Source organism: Cupriavidus sp. GW821-FHT02F09, from assembly GCF_059421605.1.
In genome coordinates, this window is record NZ_JBWKVH010000026.1 from 45,171 (window position 1) to 61,958 (window position 16,788).

Annotated in this window: 14 protein-coding genes; 9 read left to right on the top strand and 5 right to left on the bottom strand. The window is 63.1% G+C overall.

All coding sequences use genetic code 11. The features are described from left to right. Positions 1–17 precede the first annotated feature (17 nt). The 5 genes from AC07XB_RS25130 to AC07XB_RS25150 form a co-directional block, all read right to left on the bottom strand. Positions 18–1,697 carry a DUF6311 domain-containing protein gene (locus tag AC07XB_RS25130; protein WP_494752803.1) on the bottom strand — a complete coding sequence of 560 codons (1,680 nt, stop codon included), beginning with the start codon at positions 1,695–1,697 and terminating at the stop codon, positions 18–20. Continuing rightward, complete coding sequence (locus AC07XB_RS25135) at positions 1,694–2,089, bottom strand: GtrA family protein (protein ID WP_493688109.1); 396 nt, start codon at positions 2,087–2,089, stop codon at positions 1,694–1,696. Before AC07XB_RS25135 ends, AC07XB_RS25130 begins: the two co-directional genes overlap by 4 nt. Before the next feature lie 113 nt (positions 2,090–2,202). Further along, on the bottom strand, positions 2,203–2,523 hold the full coding sequence (locus AC07XB_RS25140; RefSeq protein WP_492829767.1) for a hypothetical protein: 321 nt from the start codon (positions 2,521–2,523) through the stop codon (positions 2,203–2,205). 31 nt (positions 2,524–2,554) lie between these two features. Beyond that, the gene (locus tag AC07XB_RS25145) at positions 2,555–3,859 is read right to left on the bottom strand and encodes a glycosyltransferase family 4 protein (protein WP_492829765.1); all 1,305 of its coding nucleotides are present in this window, start codon (positions 3,857–3,859) and stop codon (positions 2,555–2,557) included. Positions 3,860–3,988: 129 nt separating this feature from the next. Next, positions 3,989–4,390, bottom strand: coding sequence for a glycosyltransferase (locus AC07XB_RS25150; RefSeq protein WP_494752804.1), 402 nt, complete (start codon positions 4,388–4,390; stop codon positions 3,989–3,991). Positions 4,391–4,576: 186 nt separating this feature from the next. On the opposite strand from AC07XB_RS25150, the gene AC07XB_RS25155 reads away from it, so the two are divergent. The 9 genes from AC07XB_RS25155 to AC07XB_RS25195 all read left to right on the top strand — a co-directional run bounded on the left by AC07XB_RS25155 (position 4,577) and on the right by AC07XB_RS25195 (position 16,777). Beyond that, entirely contained in the window at positions 4,577–5,734 is a 1,158-nt protein-coding gene (locus AC07XB_RS25155) for a glycosyltransferase (RefSeq protein ID WP_492829763.1), read from the top strand. 222 nt (positions 5,735–5,956) lie between these two features. Beyond that, the gene (locus AC07XB_RS25160) at positions 5,957–7,789 is read left to right on the top strand and encodes a type I secretion system permease/ATPase (RefSeq protein ID WP_492829761.1); all 1,833 of its coding nucleotides are present in this window, start codon (positions 5,957–5,959) and stop codon (positions 7,787–7,789) included. Next, on the top strand, positions 7,786–9,144 hold the full coding sequence (locus AC07XB_RS25165) for an HlyD family type I secretion periplasmic adaptor subunit (RefSeq protein WP_492829759.1): 1,359 nt from the start codon (positions 7,786–7,788) through the stop codon (positions 9,142–9,144). The genes AC07XB_RS25160 and AC07XB_RS25165 overlap by 4 nt, the downstream gene beginning before the upstream one ends. Beyond that, positions 9,144–10,538, top strand: a complete 1,395-nt coding sequence (locus AC07XB_RS25170) for a TolC family outer membrane protein (RefSeq protein ID WP_492829757.1) — start codon at positions 9,144–9,146, stop codon at positions 10,536–10,538. The genes AC07XB_RS25165 and AC07XB_RS25170 overlap by 1 nt, the downstream gene beginning before the upstream one ends. A gap of 26 nt (positions 10,539–10,564) precedes the next feature. Further along, positions 10,565–12,049, top strand: a complete 1,485-nt coding sequence (locus AC07XB_RS25175; protein ID WP_492829755.1) for a mannose-1-phosphate guanylyltransferase/mannose-6-phosphate isomerase — start codon at positions 10,565–10,567, stop codon at positions 12,047–12,049. Beyond that, positions 12,046–12,858, top strand: a complete 813-nt coding sequence (locus AC07XB_RS25180; protein WP_492829753.1) for an ABC transporter permease — start codon at positions 12,046–12,048, stop codon at positions 12,856–12,858. The genes AC07XB_RS25175 and AC07XB_RS25180 overlap by 4 nt, the downstream gene beginning before the upstream one ends. A 103-nt stretch (positions 12,859–12,961) precedes the next feature. Beyond that, a complete protein-coding gene (locus AC07XB_RS25185; protein ID WP_492829751.1) occupies positions 12,962–14,134 on the top strand; it encodes an ABC transporter ATP-binding protein in 1,173 nt (390 codons plus the stop codon). Next, positions 14,124–15,755, top strand: coding sequence for a class I SAM-dependent methyltransferase (locus tag AC07XB_RS25190; RefSeq protein WP_492829749.1), 1,632 nt, complete (start codon positions 14,124–14,126; stop codon positions 15,753–15,755). The genes AC07XB_RS25185 and AC07XB_RS25190 overlap by 11 nt, the downstream gene beginning before the upstream one ends. Further along, positions 15,752–16,777, top strand: a complete 1,026-nt coding sequence (locus tag AC07XB_RS25195; RefSeq protein WP_492829747.1) for a glycosyltransferase family 4 protein — start codon at positions 15,752–15,754, stop codon at positions 16,775–16,777. Before AC07XB_RS25190 ends, AC07XB_RS25195 begins: the two co-directional genes overlap by 4 nt. Positions 16,778–16,788: the final 11 nt, after the last annotated feature.

Below are 16,788 nucleotides of genomic sequence, written 5' to 3' on the forward strand. Positions count from 1 at the left end.
TCTTGGCGGGGCAGGTTTCATATCGCTCGTTCGCTTGTCAGGCTGCAGAAGTAGAGTTTGTGGCGCGCCAGGCAACGTTCGCCCCATTGGCGCTTGTCAAGGTACGCACCGTCATACGGGGGGCCGAGCACGACCAGTGTCATGCTGCCAGTCGCCATCCAATCGAGCGCCTGTGCTTGGGCTGCGCAGTCGACGTTCTGTCGTGCCCCGCTCAACTCGTTGATGGCTTTGCCATTCCGGGCTGCGAGCAGTTGCACGGCAAAGGCGCCAGCTAGCCCAGCGGGGTCGTCGGTACAGCCGATCGGCGGCTGCACCGATACGGTGGTGTGGGCGACGACCAAGCGTGCAATTTCCGGGTCCGACGAAACCGGATCGGCGAGCTTCTCCGCCAACGCCACGCGACGCAGTTGAGCGGTGTCCAGCCATTGCACCAGCGCGATGGTGAGCAAGAGGCATGTAGCGGTGCCGCGACGGTACCGGCGTGCAATGCCATAGAGGACGAATGCGGCAATGGCGTAGCCGACTGGCCAGAAGAAGCGGCCCGAGGCACGGAAGGTACCGGTCAGCCCTTCGAGGATGGCGGGCAAGTGGTAGCTGAGCAGCTTATGGTCTGCAACGTAGACCTTGCTGGATAGTGCGTACAGGGTCAGCGCTGTGAGCAGAAATAGCATTGGCCATTGCCTGTGCAAAGCCGCGCGCAGCGGTTTTCCGCGCTCCAGCATCGCCGCCGCGAGCACGACCCCCGCGCCTGCGAGCACGCCTAGGCCGAGATAGTTGAAACCTTCCATCTGTCCCTCGGTGCCGCGCGCAAAATGCCCAGTGCCCGGCAGCAGGCCGCCTTTCCCCATGGCACCGAAGGGCGCGAGCAAGTTCATCGAATAGGTTTCGAAGCCATTGCTGCCTGGCTGCAGGCCACCGTCAAGATAACCGCCGAAACGCATTGCCAAGCCAATGGTAATCTGCGCGGCCGCGACGGACAGCAGCGTATTGCCACGCGCATGCGGCACGCGCGACCGTGCCGCGCATGCTGCGCTGACCAGGAAAAAAGGCAGCGTCATGGCGAGAAAGTACGGATGGATCCACAGGGCCGCCACCATCAGCGCGGGCCACCGCCAGTCCAGCGGCGCCCGCGCAATGGTCGATGCCGGCCGCAGAGCCAGCGCCAATGCAAGGATCACCACGAAATGGCCGCACAGCGCGAGATGCCACATCCAGTAGCGGAATAGCCAGGCGGGCATCACCAGGGCGACGACGACGCCGGCAATGGTCTCGGGGGGACGCCGCAGGCCGATCCGGTCTAGAAGCATCGTCATTGCGAAGGCCTGGCCGAGCAGGCAGATCCAGAGCCATGGTGTGACAAGATCCAACATGTTGCCCGTGAGCTTGAACCAAGCCTTGCTGGCGAGACAGAGCAACGGGATGCTGTCGGTGAAGATCACGCTGCGCATGCCTTCGATGCCCGGCACTGCCATGGCGAATAGCGGAAGGCGCCAGCTATCGCGATAGTAGTAGTAGGCACCGGCCTGCGCCTGGGCCTGGTCGCCTTGCGGATAGGCCAGGGCGGGATCGGATCCTGCCAACGTGGCTAGCGAGAGGATCTCCGGCGCGAGTATGAGGGTCAGTAGCAGTGCCAGTGCGAACTGCTGCCAGCGGGGCCGCTCCTGCTCGTGCCACGATCTGGTAAGCGCCAGCATCATTCCGTCGTCATCCCGCGGCACTGGGGCCGGAAGATATGGCGTATCACGACAAAGTTCAGGCAAATCATGATGCCCTCCGTGACGATCTTGGCCGGCACCACGCGGTACCCCGTGAGAACTGCCGCAGCGCCGAGTACCAGTGGCGCGAGCGCAATTCCGGCAATCGTTAGCGCGGCATAGGCCCAGCCTTGTCTAAGCAGGCGGTGTGGTGCGGCATTCGTATCCGCGAACGAGAAATACTTGTGCAGCACGAAGCCCGCCGCTGCCCCGGTGGTACGGCTGATCAATTGTGCCGTCGAGATCTCGGTGCCGCCCAGCCTGATCAGGGCGAGGAATACAGCTAGATCCAACAGGAACAGTGAGCTACCCGCAAGCAGATAACGGAGGAGCATGGTCGTAGCGAAGCGTGCGGTGGGCGTGCGAGCGCCCGCAATATCGTGCGAATCTTCGCGAAGCACGGGAGGGAGGAGACTGCGCTGCGGCAAGACGCGAGCCGGCGGGCGAATCAGCGGGAACGAGGATAGAGGTGCTCGTGCAACACGATCACCGGCGGCGTGGCGCCACGCAAAAAGCGCCGGGTGGCTTCATGCTTCAGTTGTTTCAGGCTCGCCTCGGTCTTGTTGTCATCGCTGGCAGGGCTATTCCTGCCGGATCCCGCCTGCAGTGCGTACGCGACGGCCTCGGCGGAGGCTACGCAGGGAACGCGGAAGCCATCCACCTCGATATCAAATTGAATTCCCCGTCGCATATCGGCCCCCACGTTGTCTCTTTCAATGATCAGAAGGCAAGGATAGACGGGGGGGGGATTCGATTCTGTGATGGGCATCACATTTCCGGGGGGGCGGCACACGACGACACTATGCCAAGGGTGCGGACACCAGCTCGCGGTAAACCACCAGTGTTTCCAGCGCGCAGCGCTTCCAGCTGAATTGCGCGGCGCGAAGCAATCCGAGCCGGCCTAACTGCGCGCGCCAGATGCCGTCCTCCACAACGCGCATCATGGCGGCGGAGAAGCCGTCGATGTCGTCAGGGTCCAGCAGGATGCCGCCATCAGCCACCACTTCGGGGATGGCCGAACGGTTCGAGCAGATGGGCGGCACGCCGCACGCCATTGATTCGAGCGGCGGCAAGCCAAAGCCTTCGTAGATCGAAGGGTAGACCGTCGCCAGTGCACCGGCCACTAAATGAGGGAGGTCCCGATCGGTCACGTATCCAAGCGACCGCACTTCGCCAGAGGCAAGTCCGGGGGCAAGTTCGCGCTCCAGTTCGTCGGTTAGCCAGCCCTTGCCACCTGCGAGCACCAGGGGATATGCGCGGCGCATTGCTGCAGACAGACACCTATGCGCGCGTAGTGCGGTACCCAGGCGTTTTCTCGGCTCGAGCGTGCCCAACACCATGAAGTAGCTGCGGGGGAGCAGGGCGTGACGGGAAAGAACGGCCTGCAGCGCGTCGTCGGCATAGGGGCGGAATTGCTTTGCCACGCCGTTGTGGACCACGCGGATCTTGCCCGGATCTACCTCGCAGAGTGTCAGTAGTTCGGAGCGCACGAAATCCGATACTACGATGATGCGGTCGGCGCGCCGTAGTGCCTGGGGGAAGTAACGCTGCATTAGGGAAACGCGGGCGCGCGGGTGCGTTTCTGGGAAGCGCAGCCAGGAGACATCGTGGACGGTGATGACGGTAGGTCGCTGGCCGTAAGCGTAGGGAAGGAAATTGGGCTCGTGGTAGATCGCCGCGTTCTCGGGGAACCCGCGCCGGAACCGCCACGCCTGGACGGCGCGGCCGGCGAAGCGCGCTAGCGCCATATTCGCCAGCAGCTTGCGGGTGGCGCATCGCCAGAGATCCCGTGCGCTGGGCGAACCCTGTCGCGGTCGGGGAGGCGCGGCGTCGGTGTTCCAGTGCGTGTTGAGGAAGAAATGAGGGGTGACTTGCAGGGCCAGGAGCTCGCGCGACAACTGCCAAGTATATTGGCCAATGCCCGTCAGGGGCGCCATCAGCGAACTGCCGCCGAATGCGACGTCGAGCGGTGTCGGGGTTTTTGTTCCTCTATCCACCTCGATATCAAACTGAAATGCCCGTCGCATATCGACTCCCGCGTTGTCTTCTTCAACCATCAGGAGGCAAGGATAGATAGGGAGGTGATTCGATTCTGTGATGGACATCACATTTCCTGGGGCGGCTCCGGGTGACACTATGCCAAGGGCGTGGGTGCCAGCTCCCGGTAGGCACACCAGTGTCGCCAGCGCAGCGCTTCCAGATGGGGTGCGCGGCGCGAAGCAATCCGAGCCGGCCTAACTGCGCGTGTCAGATGCCCTCCTCCGCAACGCTTGCCATGGCGCTGGAGAAGCCGTCGATGTCTTTGGGATCCAGCAGATGCCGCCGTCAGCCACCACCTCGTATATGGCAGAACGGTTCGAGCAGATGGGTGGCACGCCGCACGCCAGCGATTCGAGCGGTGGCAAGCCAGAACCTGCATAGATCGAGGAGTAGACCGTCGCCAATGCGCCGACCACCAAATGAGGGAGGTCCCGATCGTTCACGTATCCAAGCAGCTGTACTTCGCCAGAGGCGAGTCCGGGAGCAAGTTCGCGTTGCTGTTCGTCGGTTAGCCAGCCCTTGCCACCCGCGAGCACCAGGGGATGAGCTCGGCGCATTGCTGCGGACAGGTTGCCCATGCGCGCGTAACGCAGCATTCAGGCGCTATTGCGGATCGAGCGTGCCCGCACCATGAGGTGGCTGGCGGGGGAGCAGCGTGTGACTGCCAGATGCACGAATGTATGAATCGATCTGAAAAGCGTTAGAAAAGGCCGCGTACGGAGGGGCATCCTGCAGAGGGGGGCCGAAGCAGTCAACGGATATCAACCATACTGCCAATTCTCATGAACATTCTCCATGTCTTCAAGGTGTATTACCCGGATTCCTATGGCGGAATCGAGCAGGTGATCCGGCAACTGGCGCAGAGCCGTAGCGACGGCGTGAAGCACGGCGTGTTTGCGCTGAGTAAGCAAGGCTTGGATGGCCAACGCCATATCGAAGTCGATGGCGTACCCGTAACGCGCGCGCGCGCGCACCTGTCGCTGGCGTCTACGTCGATCTCGTTCAGCGCACTGGGTGCGTTCCGCAAGGCCGCCGCGCAGGCCGACCTGATCCACTATCACTTCCCGTGGCCCTTCGCCGACGTGCTGCATTTCGCCGCCGGAGTGAGTACGCCATCGATCCTCACCTATCACTCAGACATTGTGCGGCAGCGCCTGCTGCTGCCCTTGTACGCACCGCTGATGCACCGTTTCCTTTCCAGGATGCGGGTGATCGTGGCCACGTCGCCCAACTACCTGGAGACCAGCGGCGTGCTGAGGCGCCACCGGGAGCGCGTGCAGACCATTCCCATCGGACTGGACCAGGCGCCTGGTGTGCCCGACCAAGAGCGTATGGCATTTTGGCGGGACAAACTGGGCAGTGGCTTCTTCCTCTTCATTGGCACCATCCGCTACTACAAGGGCCTGCATATTCTCATGGAGGCTGCGCGCGATGCGGATTTTCGCGTGGCGATCCTTGGCGCCGGCCCGCTGGAGCGCGAACTGAGAAAGCAGGCCGTAGAGCTCGGCCTGGGCAATGTCACCTTTCTTGGCGCGCTTCCCGACGCCGACAAGTATGCTCTGCTGGAGTTGTGCCGCGGTGTTGTATTTCCTTCTCATCTCCGCTCCGAGGCGTTCGGGGTGACCTTGCTGGAAGGGGCGATGTTCGGTCGTCCCCTGGTGTCCTCGGAGATAGGCACTGGCAGCAGCTATGTGAATATCGACGGCCTGACGGGATATGTGGTGCCGCCCAGCGACCCGGCTGCGTTGCGTACTGCGCTGCAACGTCTGCATGCGGACCCCGGTCTGGCCAGCACGCTGGGGCGGAATGCGCGCGCGCGCTTCGTGGAGCGGTTCCAGGCCAGCACCATGCGCGCGCGCTATCAATTGGTCTATGAGTCTGTGCTCGAGGGGGGGGCGGCACTGCGCGGCGCGCACCACGTGCTGCTGCCGCGAGGCTGAGGACCGTGCTCAGCCTCGTACCTCTTCACCCGGCTATCGGTCCCGTTGAAGTGAAACGCCCCTGAAACTTTGACGTGCCTCACAGTTGTTTGTGACGGCGGTCACATTTTGGCGAGACCAATTCGGCCAGAATTCGCATCTGCGGTGCGCCGGGTTATTGCTTCGGCATGCGCATGTCGCGGTCATCCGTCTTTCATTCTCATCTACCGGCATTAGCATTCCATGAAAAAAAGGGCTTTGCCAAGCAACGAGGTTGTGCATGCGTTGCTTGCCTACAAAGGCGCGTTCCGGAGCGTTGGCGTCTTCAGTGCGGTGATCAACCTGTTGATGCTGGTGCCGTCGCTATACATGCTACAAATCTACGATCGAGTGTTGCAGAGCCGCAGCGAGACCACGCTGTGGATGCTCAGTGCCATTACGCTCGGCCTCTATGCCTTCATCTCCGCGCTCGAGTATGTGCGAAGCCAGATCGCCATCCGCATCGGCAGTCAACTAGACATGAAGCTGAACCGGCGCGTCTATACCGCTGCTTTCGAGACGAACCTGCGGCGCGGCGACTACATGGCCGGGCAGGCATTGGGCGATCTCACCACGCTGCGCCAGTTCTTCGCAGGATCGACCCTGTTTGCCTTCTTCGATGCGCCGTGGTTTCCGATCTACTTAGCGGTAATCTTTATGTTCGATTTTCACCTTGGCTTGTTCGCGCTCGGCGGATCGCTGGTGCTGATCGCGCTGGCGGTGATCAATGAGCGTACGTCGCGCGGTCCGCTGGGCGAAGCCAGCGGCCTGTCGCTGCGTTCAGCAAACTCCGCCACGGCAACCCTGCGCAATGCGGAAGTGATCGAGGCCATGGGGATGTTGCGGCCGCTGCAGGAGCGCTGGTTTCGTATCCACGAGGCATTCCTGCAAAAGCAGAGCGAAGCCAGCGAAAAGGCGTCCGTTGTAGGTGCATGGACCAAGTTCGCCCGCATCTCGCTGCAATCGCTGGTGCTGGGGGTGGGCGCGCTGCTGGTGCTGGATAACCAGATCACGCCAGGCATGATGATCGCGGCATCGATCCTGATGGGAAAGACGCTCAGCCCGGTCGAGGGCGTCATCGCGGGCTGGAAGCAATGGAGCGCCGTGAAGGTGGCGTATCAGCGCCTGGTCGCATTGCTCGATGCCAATCCGCTGCGTGAAGTCGGTCTTGCGCTGCCGAGACCGGTGGGCCACGTGAGCGTGGCGCGCTTGGTGGCGGGACCTCCAGGGGCCGGCGTGCCGGTGCTGAAGAATGTTTCGTTCGCACTGAGCGCGGGCGAAGTGCTTGGCATCGTCGGACCCAGCGCGTCGGGCAAGTCCACGCTGGCGCGCGTGCTGGTTGGCGTGTGGCCTGCGATGGCCGGCGAAGTGCGCCTCGATGGTGCCGACGTCTACCAGTGGAACAAGGACGAATTGGGCGCTTCAATTGGCTACTTGCCGCAGGATATCGAGCTATTTGCCGGCACCGTGGCGGAGAACATTGCCCGCTTTGGCGAGGTCGATTCGGAAGCGGTGGTAACGGCGGCCAGGCTCGCCGGCGTCCATGAGCTGATCCTGCAATTGCCCAAGGGCTACGGCACGGAACTGGGTGAAGGCGGCGCGGGCCTGTCGGGCGGGCAGAAGCAGCGCATCGGCCTGGCACGGGCGCTCTACGGCTCGCCCTCTCTGGTCGTGCTCGACGAGCCGAATTCCAATCTGGACGAAGCGGGCGAGGCGGCACTGGCCCGTGCTATCGCCTTGTGTCGCGAGCGCGGTGCCACGGTGGTGATGGTGACGCATCGCGGCAGCATCCTGGCCACCACTACGCGGCTGTTGGTGTTGCGTGACGGAGCCGCCCAGGCCTTCGGGCCGACTCAGGAAGTGTTGCGTGCCATGCAGCGTGCCCAGCAGCAGCAGGCAGGCGGAAAGCCTGTGCTCAAGCCTGTGCAGGCGGAAGCTGGCCGTGGCGGGAAAGAGGCGGACGAGGCTGGCGGTGATACCGGGGTGTCCCCGGTATCGGATCATGCCGCCGAAGCTACCACTGGAATTACACAATGAGCGGTATAGACATGCATTCGCAATCGACTTTGCCGGCGCTGCCGGGTTCCACCGCCGGGCTGGCGACCGCATCGCTGGATGCGACCCGATATGCCCGTATCGGTTGGCTTGTGATAGGGATCGGTTTGGCGGGCTTCCTGCTATGGGCCATGCTTGCGCCGCTGGACAAGGGGGTGCCGGCGCCCGGCACCGTAATTGTCTCAGGCAACCGCAAGGCGGTGCAGCATCCGACTGGCGGCATCATCGATCAGATCCTGGTCAAGGAGGGTGATCGTGTGCAGGCCGGTCAGGTGTTGATCAGCATGAACGGGACGCAGGCCAGGTCGCAGGTCGAGGCGCTTCGCGCCCAGTTGTTTACGGCTCGCGCGGTCGAGGCGCGCCTGGTCGCGGAGCGCGATAATCTACCGGTAATCGAGTTTGGCAAGGTACTCGATGCGGCGATGGGCAGTCCCCGCGTAGCCGATGCCGTGGCGGTGCAGCGGCAACTGTTCGCGACGCGCAACCTGGCGTTGCAGAAGGAGCTTAGCGCCATCAGCGAGAGCATTAGCGGGCTGCAATCCCAACTCGCCGGGCTCCGGGACGCGCGCACCAACAAGCAGGAGCAACTGGCGGCACTGCGTGAGCAATTGCAGAACATGCGCGAACTGTCGCGGGAAGGCTATGTGCCGCGCAACCGTCTGCTCGATACGGAAAGGTTGTATGCGCAAGTGAACGGCGAGATTTCCTCGGACCTCGGCACCATTGGCCGTACCCAGAGCCAGATTGCCGAACTCAGGCTGCGCGCAGGTCTGCGCAGGGAGGAGAATCAGAAGGAAGTACGCACGCTGTTGACCGACACGCAGCGAGATGTGCAGACTCTGCAGAGTCGCCTCGAGGCGCTTGACTTCGATCTCGCCAATACACAGTTGCGGGCGCCCGTGGGCGGTACCGTGGTGGGACTCACGGTATTTACCGAGGGCGGCGTGGTCGGCCCGGGCGCGAAACTGATGGATATCGTGCCGGACGGCGAACCGCTCGAGATGGAAGCGCAGGTGCCGGTGAACCTGATCGACAAGGTCAAGCCGGGCTTGCCGGTGGAGTTGTTGTTTACTGCCTTTAACCAGAGCAAAACGCCGCGCATCCCCGCCACGGTATCCGTGGTGTCCGCCGACCGCCTTACCGATGAGAAGAGTGGTGCGCCGTATTACCGCATCAAGGCTCAGGTGACGCAGGAAGGGATGCGCATGCTGAGCGGCCACAGGGTACGGGCCGGCATGCCGGTCGAGGTTTTCGTGAAGACCGGGGAGCGTACCATGATGAGCTATCTGCTCAAACCTGTACTCGATCGTGCTCACACCGCGCTGACGGAGGAGTGATGGCACGCAAGTCAGGAATACTAGGCGCTGACCGCTTGCTGGCGGCCAGCGTGGCGGGCTGCATTCTGGCGACTGGGGCGCAGGCTGCGCCGTTGAGCCTTATGGGCGCCTACGAGATGGCATTGAGCCAGGATCCGAAGTACCGAGTGGCGGTGGAGGAGGCTGCCGCGGGCGAGCAGTACCGGGTGCTCGGCCGTTCCTTTCTGCTGCCTCAGGTGCAGCTGACCTATAACTGGTCGCGCAATCGCTCGGAGATCACGCAGATCAATCGCCAGTCTGGCGAACGGACCACGACCGAGCTTTATCGCAGTTATGCTGCCGCGGTGCAATTGCGTCAGCCACTGTTCAACTGGGACTACTGGGCGCGCTATCGCCAGGGCGAGGCGCAATCGCAGGCCAGCGTAGCCACCTTCGACAGCCGCACACAGGAACTGGCGCTGCGGGTCGCATCCGCTTTCACCGAGGTGCTGCAGGCATACGACCAGATCGCCCTGATCGAAGCACAGAAGCTCGCGTTGGCCGAGCAGTTGCGGCTGAACCAGCGTTTCTTCGAGAGGGGCGAAGGCACCCGCACCGACATCATGGAAACGCAGGCCCGCTATGCGTTGGTGACAGCTCAGGTGCTGGAGGCAAAGGATGAGCTGACGGTCGTGCGCAAGCGCCTGGAGGGCATCATCGGCTCTTCGCTGGACGCCTACGACGAGCCGATCTCGCGGTTGTCTGGACGGTATCGCGCAGCGGGGCCGCAACCGGCGGACATCACCTACTGGATCGATGTGGCGACGGCTAACAACCGCGAGCTGCAGTCCAAGTACTACGCGGTTGAGGCAGCGCAGCAGGAGATAGAGCGCTCGCGCGGGGGCCACTTGCCCAAGGTGGATCTGGTGGCGAGCTATGGCGTGAATAAATCGGAGACCATCAATACGCTCGACACCAAGTACAACACCGCCTATGTAGGCGTGCAGGTGGCGCTGCCCATTTACTCGGGTGGCGCGGCCAGCGCTCAGCTCACGCAATCGGAGGCCAACTACCGCAAGGCCATGGCCGAGTACGACGGACGTCGCATCGAACTCCTCGACGAACTGCGCAAGCAGTTCGATCTTGCCATCAGCAGTGTGGCCAAGGTTGCGGCATATGAACAGGCGGTGCAGTCGGCCACTGAACTAATCCGGTCCACACGCAAGAGCATTTCCGGTGGAATGCGGGTCAACCTAGATCTGCTCAATGCTCAGCAACAGCTCTACCAGGCCCAGCGCGACCTGGCGCAAGCGCGCTATACCGCCATTGTCACCCGGCTGCGCCTGCTGTTCGTAGCCGGGGTGCTTAGCGAGCAAGACGTACGCGAGACTGGCGCATGGTTTTCGAGCGCACCCGCTGCGGCGACGACCCGATAGACAGCAACCCTTGGGGGGAATCCAAGATGGACAATAGTGACTTGCCGATCATCGTGCCGGTGGTGATTTCCGGCGGCGCCGGCACGCGGCTGTGGCCGGTGTCGCGCGAAAGCTTCCCGAAGCCGCTGATGGCGCTCGCCGACGGTCAGAGCTTGCTACAGAAGACTTTCAACCGCATCGCCAAGGTGCCCGGCGTGCGCGAGGTGCTGACCGTGACCAACCGGGAGATCTACTTTCTGGCGCGGGACACCTTCCGCCGCACCGATGCCGCCGGCATCCCGTGCACGTTCCTGCTGGAGCCACTTGGCCGCAATACCGCCGCCGCGATCGCAGCGGCAGCCAGCTGGGTGGAATGCCGGCACGGGAAGGATGCGCTGATGCTGGTGCTGCCGGCTGATCACCTGATCGATCCCGTCGATAGCTTCGTCACGGCGGTGATGTCGGCATGCAAAGCGGCGGCTCGAGGCAAATTGGCAACTTTCGGCATCCGGCCGACGGCGCCAGAAACCGGCTACGGATACATCCAGGTAGCCAAGCGCGAAACGGCCGCCGGGCCGGTGCACGACGTGCTACGTTTCGTCGAGAAGCCGACGCTGGAACTGGCGCGGCAGTTCGTGGATGGCGGCGATTACCTTTGGAACTCGGGTATGTTCTGCTTCAGTGCCGGCACCATGCTGGCGGAGCTGGCCGCCTATGCGCCGGACATCCTGGCTACGGCCGGCAGGAGCGTGCACAATGGTAGCCCGCTCGCATCCGGGGGCGAGCGCTCGCTGGAACTGAACGCGGAGGATTTCTCAACAGTCCGGGAATTGTCCATTGATTTCGCCGTGATGGAGCGTTCCGACAAGGTCGTGGTGGTGCGCAACGACATGCAGTGGAGCGATGTAGGCTCGTGGTCGAGCGTCAGCCGCCTGACGCCACAGGACCGCAACGGCAATCGGGTATTGGGCGATGCGGTGCTGCACAATACGCGTCACTGCTATATCCAGAGCGAGCGCATGGTGGGCGCGGTCGGGCTGGACGACCTAATGATTATCGATACGGATGACGCATTGCTGGTTGCGCATCGGCAGCATGCGGAGGACGTCCGGCATATCGTCAAGGAATTGCGTAGCAAAGGGCACGAAGCCTATCGCCACCACCGAACCGTGCGCCGTCCCTGGGGTGCCTATTCGGTGCTGGTTGAATCCGACCGTTTCAAGGTGAAGCGTATCGTTGTGCAGCCAGGGCAGGCTCTCTCGTTGCAGTTGCACGCTCACCGCTACGAGCACTGGATCGTGGTATCCGGCGAGGCGCTGGTCGAGAACGGCGATCAGTGCGGCGTACTGCAGACCAACCAGTCGACCTTTATCCCTGCCGGGCAGAAGCACCGGCTGCGCAACCAGAGCGAGACCGAGCTGGTACTGATCGAGGTGCAGTGCGGCACCTATCTTGGCGAGGACGACATTGTGCGCTTCGAGGACAACTATGGGCGCGTAGCTGAGCCATATCCTGTCGGGGCACCGCTGTGAGCTTTTCGTTTTCCAGGGGCCAGTCCCTGCACGGCAGGCAGAAGGCACTTGACACCATCCTGCTGTTTGCACGACAAGAGCTGATCGATCGCCAGCATGGCCACGTACTCGGCGTTGCTTGGCTGATTATCCAGCCGCTCAGCTTCATCGTGCTGTTCAGCACGGTGTTCTCGCACCTGATGCGCTCGCGCCTGGGCAGCGACGCCAGTCCCTATGCCTACACGGTATACCTGATTGGGGGGATGCTCGCGTGGAATCTGTTCGCCAACTCGCTGGGCCGCCTGTCGACGGTCTTCTCGTCAAAGGCGCATCTGATTCGCAAGGTGCCGATCAGCTTAGGGCTGATGCCACTGCATGTGGTGGTCGTGGAACTGATCATCTACCTGATCTCGATGGCCCTGTATATCGCTTACCTGGTGCTGGTCGGCCAACCGTTCTCGTTGGCCTGGGCGTGGCTGCCACTGGTGGTTGGTTTGCTGGCCATGTTTGCCTACGGTTGTGGAATTGTGCTCGGCATGCTCGATGTGTTCCTCCCGGACGTCAAGAACATGGTGGCGATCCTGCTCCAGTTCGGCTTCTGGATGACGCCGATCGTGTACCTGCCGGAGATCCTGCCACTCTGGGCTCGTCAGTTGCTCTGGCTCAACCCCTTGCATTGGGCAATCGACTCCGTGCATGCCATCGTGCTCGGACAGCGCGCGCCGGATCCGCTGGCGCTGCTGGCGCTCGCCGTGTTCGCTGTCGCGCTGATATGGCTGGCGCGCTGGATGAAGCGCCGACTCGAACGCGAACTGAGAGACCTACTCTGACACCGACATGATACAAGAAGGCAAACCGTTGCTGGCCTTGGACCAGGTCAGCAAGTCCTTCCGCCTCTACGCGAAGCCGGCCGACCGGCTCAAGGAGGCACTGATGGGCAAGACCCGCCACCGCGATCACCTGGCCCTGGACCGGCTCAGCCTGGCAGTGTACCGGGGCGAATCGGTCGGTGTGCTGGGCCGAAATGGCGCAGGCAAGTCGACCCTGCTCAAGCTGATTGTCGGCGTGCTGCTGCCGGATGCGGGAGCCATTCGCCACGCCGGACGTATTACCGGACTATTGGAGCTTGGCACTGGCTTTGACCCGAGTCTGTCGGGGCGTGACAATATCGGTATCAATGCCCGCCTGCTAGGCATGGATGTCGCCGAGATTCGCCGCAAGCTGGACGATATCGTCGCGTTTTCTGAGCTGGAGCAGTTCATCGACGCACCGGTGCGCACGTACTCCTCGGGCATGGTGATGCGGCTCGGTTTTTCCATCGCCATCCATGCCGAGCCGGACTGCTTCGTGGTCGACGAAGCGCTTTCGGTTGGGGACGCGCGCTTTCAGCAAAAATGCATGGCCCGGATTCGCACCTATCGCGAAAGCGGGGGTGGCATTCTTTTTGTCTCGCACGATGTCAACGCGGTGAAGATGGTCTGCAATCGCGCGATCGTGCTGGAACAGGGCCGGTTGCTATTCGATGGGGAACCGGAACAGGCCGTGAGCCGGTACTTCCGGCTGATAGCGGGCACCGCCACTGGTATGCAGCTGCAGGTAGAGGCGCAGGGGCGCGCCTTCGGCCAGATGCAGACTCGTATTGCCGCGGTGTCGCTTTATGACCAGGCCGGCCACGCCGCCGCGAAGTTTGTCTGCGGGCAGACCGCTTGCCTTCAGCTGGAGATCGAGTCCGAGATCGAATCCGAGCTCACGGTGGGTTTCCTGATCCGGGATCGCTTCGGCCAGGACATCTTCGGCACCAACACGGCGCTCCTGTCCCGTACCGTGCGGTTTGGTGCCGGCGCGCGTTCGCTGTGCCGTTTCGAGTTCCCCGTCAGGCTGGCGCCGGGAGGCTATACGGTGACGGTGGCGTTGCACTCGGAGCGCACGCACGTGCACGACTGCCAGCACTGGATTGATCACGCGCTGGAACTGGAAGTTTGCGCTTTTGGCAGCCAGGTATTTGCTGGACTGTGCGAATTGCCAGTGGCGTTCACACATAGGCCAATTGGGTTGGCGCCCGGATTTGACCCCGTGCCAGAGATGGAGATTCCACTTGCGTCTTGAACAACTTGCCTGCGATGCGGCTAACTCCGGGGAGGAGGAAGACAACAGACTGTCGCCAGAAGCCGGCTCTGGCTCGATGGAATCCGCGGTGCACGTCGGCGCGCATGCCGCGGCCCGCGAAGTGCTGAGCGCGCTGGTAGCACGCGTGCGCGCCGAGGCCGCCGAGCTATCCGAGCTTGGCGCTGTGCCGGATCCGCTGTCTGCCGACTTCCTGAGCCTGCCGGCACCGGTGTTGCCCGAGGCCTGCATTCGATGGCCTGCTACGGCGGTACACCGCGACCAACTGTTGTCCATTCCGCACGGCGATTTCGTTTGCGAGGCTTACCGCCTGTTGCTCGGGCGCGAGGCGGACGATGGTGGCCTCGCCGAGTACGGCGCGCTGCTGGGCATGAGTGGGAGGCTGTGGGTGGCGGTGCAGCTACGCTACTCGGCGGAGGGGCACCGGCGCAAGGTTCACATGGCCGGCATGCGGGGCGCCACGCTGCGCTATCTGGTAGCTCGCACGATGGGTAAGCTCGGCCTGCGTGAGGCCGGCCGGTGCTGGTTCGTTCGCTACGAGCAGCGCCTGCTCGAACGGCTGGCGTTCGGCATTGGCCTTGCCGAGGCGCTGCAACGTCAGCGCGAGGGCGTGCAGCGGCTGCTGCGCAGCTGGCGCAAACCGGTTGAAGCCATCGCCGGCAGCGTGCCCGAGACCATCCGTGGCCAAAGGGCGGCGGAGCAGCGCATTGCCGAACTGGAGGAGAAGGTTGAGCGTATGCTGAGCGAGCAGGCCAACGACCGCCTGGCGCGATTGAGCGAACAACGCGATGCAGCCGGGTTATCGCGTCAGGGGTCGCGGGCCGCGAGTGCGGCTTGCGACAACACCGCGGAATGCGGCGACCTGCAGCGCCGGATCGAGTCTTACTATATGGCGTTCGAGGATGCTAATCGTGGTTCGCGGGACGAGATATTGCGCAAGCTGGCTCCCTACGAAGACCTGATCGTGACCGTGCGCGAGCAGGCGCTGGGCCCGGTGCTGGACGTGGGCTGTGGGCGAGGCGAATGGCTTGAGCTGCTGGCTGGCCGCGGCGTGTCGGCCCGCGGCGTGGATCTCAACGGCGCCATGGTGGAATTGTGCCGCGGGCACGGACTGGATGTCGAGCGCGTCGACGCCGTGGAAGCGCTGGCGCAGGTGCCTGATGGCACACTGGGCGCAGTGACGGCCTTCCACATTGTCGAGCACCTGCCATTCGAGGTGCTTTACGAACTGATTGCCAACGCCTCGCGTGCGCTAGCGCCGGGCGGGGTGATGCTGATCGAGACGCCAAATCCGGAGAACTTGCTGGTTGGCAGCCATACCTTCTATCACGATTTTTCACATCGCAACCCGGTCACACCTACTTCGCTGACCTTCCTGTTGGCGTTCCATGGTCTAGAGACGCTGCAGGTGCTGCGCTTGAACCCGTATCCGGGTGCGGCCAAAGTGCCGGGAGACGATCCGCTCACAGAGCGCGTCAATGGCCACCTGTGTGGCCCGCAGGACTATGCGGTGATCGCGCGCCGGACGCCGGCTGTGGCCGCGCCGGGCGTCGGCAAGGCGGAGGCCGCAGAGCCGCAGCAAGCGCCGGGCAGCCCGACATGAAGATATTGCTGACGGCCAACCTGGTGCCATTCATCCGCGGTGGCGCCGAGTATCACATCGAGAACCTCGAGGCGGCGCTGCAGGCGGCGGGCCACGAGGTGGCACTGCTAAGGCTGCCGTTTCGCTTCGAACCAGAAGCGGATGTAGTGCGTGCGATGGAGTACGCGGCTACGCTGGACATGGCACGGCCCAACGGAGTCGAGATAGATCGCGTGATCAGCCTGCAGTTTCCGGGATGGGGCATAGCTCATCCGGAGCATCACGTCTGGATCATGCATCAGCATCGCGCGGTATACGATCTGTTCGACGACGTGCGGGCCTCCCCTGCGCACAGCCGGCTTCGGGATCGTGTTGTCGCATTCGATTGCGCGCGCCTGGGCGCGGCCCGGCGGTTGTTGGCCAACTCGCAGCGCGTGGCAGAGCGACTGTGGCAGTTTAACGGCTTGCGTGCGCAACCGCTGTATCACCCGCCAGCCTTCGCCGAACGCTTCTTCTGCGAGCGCGCACTACCGTTCCTCTTCATGCCGAGCCGCCTGGAGACGCTCAAGCGGCAGGCACTGCTGATCGAAGCCGCGGCGCTAATGCGCTCACCGATGGCGATCGTGCTGGCCGGTACCGGTGGGCAGCAGCGTGTCTTGCAGCAACGCATCGAGACGCTTGGCGTGGGCCATCGGGTCCGTCTACTGGGTGAGATCGGCGAGCGCGAGAAACTCACCTTCTACGCTCGCGCCGCTGCAATCTGCTTTCCCGCACAGGACGAAGACTATGGCTATGTCACGCTTGAAGCGATGCTGTCATCCAAGCCGGTGCTGACCTGCACAGACTCCGGCGGTCCGTTGGAGTTCGTTCGCCACGGTGAGAATGGCTGGATTGTCCCGCCGGAGCCGGCCGCGCTGGCGCAAAGGATCGACTGGATCGCTAGCCACCCGCGCCAGGCCGAGGAGATGGGCGTAGCGGGCCGCCAGATGCTGCTGGCGCGTCGTATCGACTGGCATCACGTGGTGGAGACGCTGACGCGCTGAAGCGGTAACAG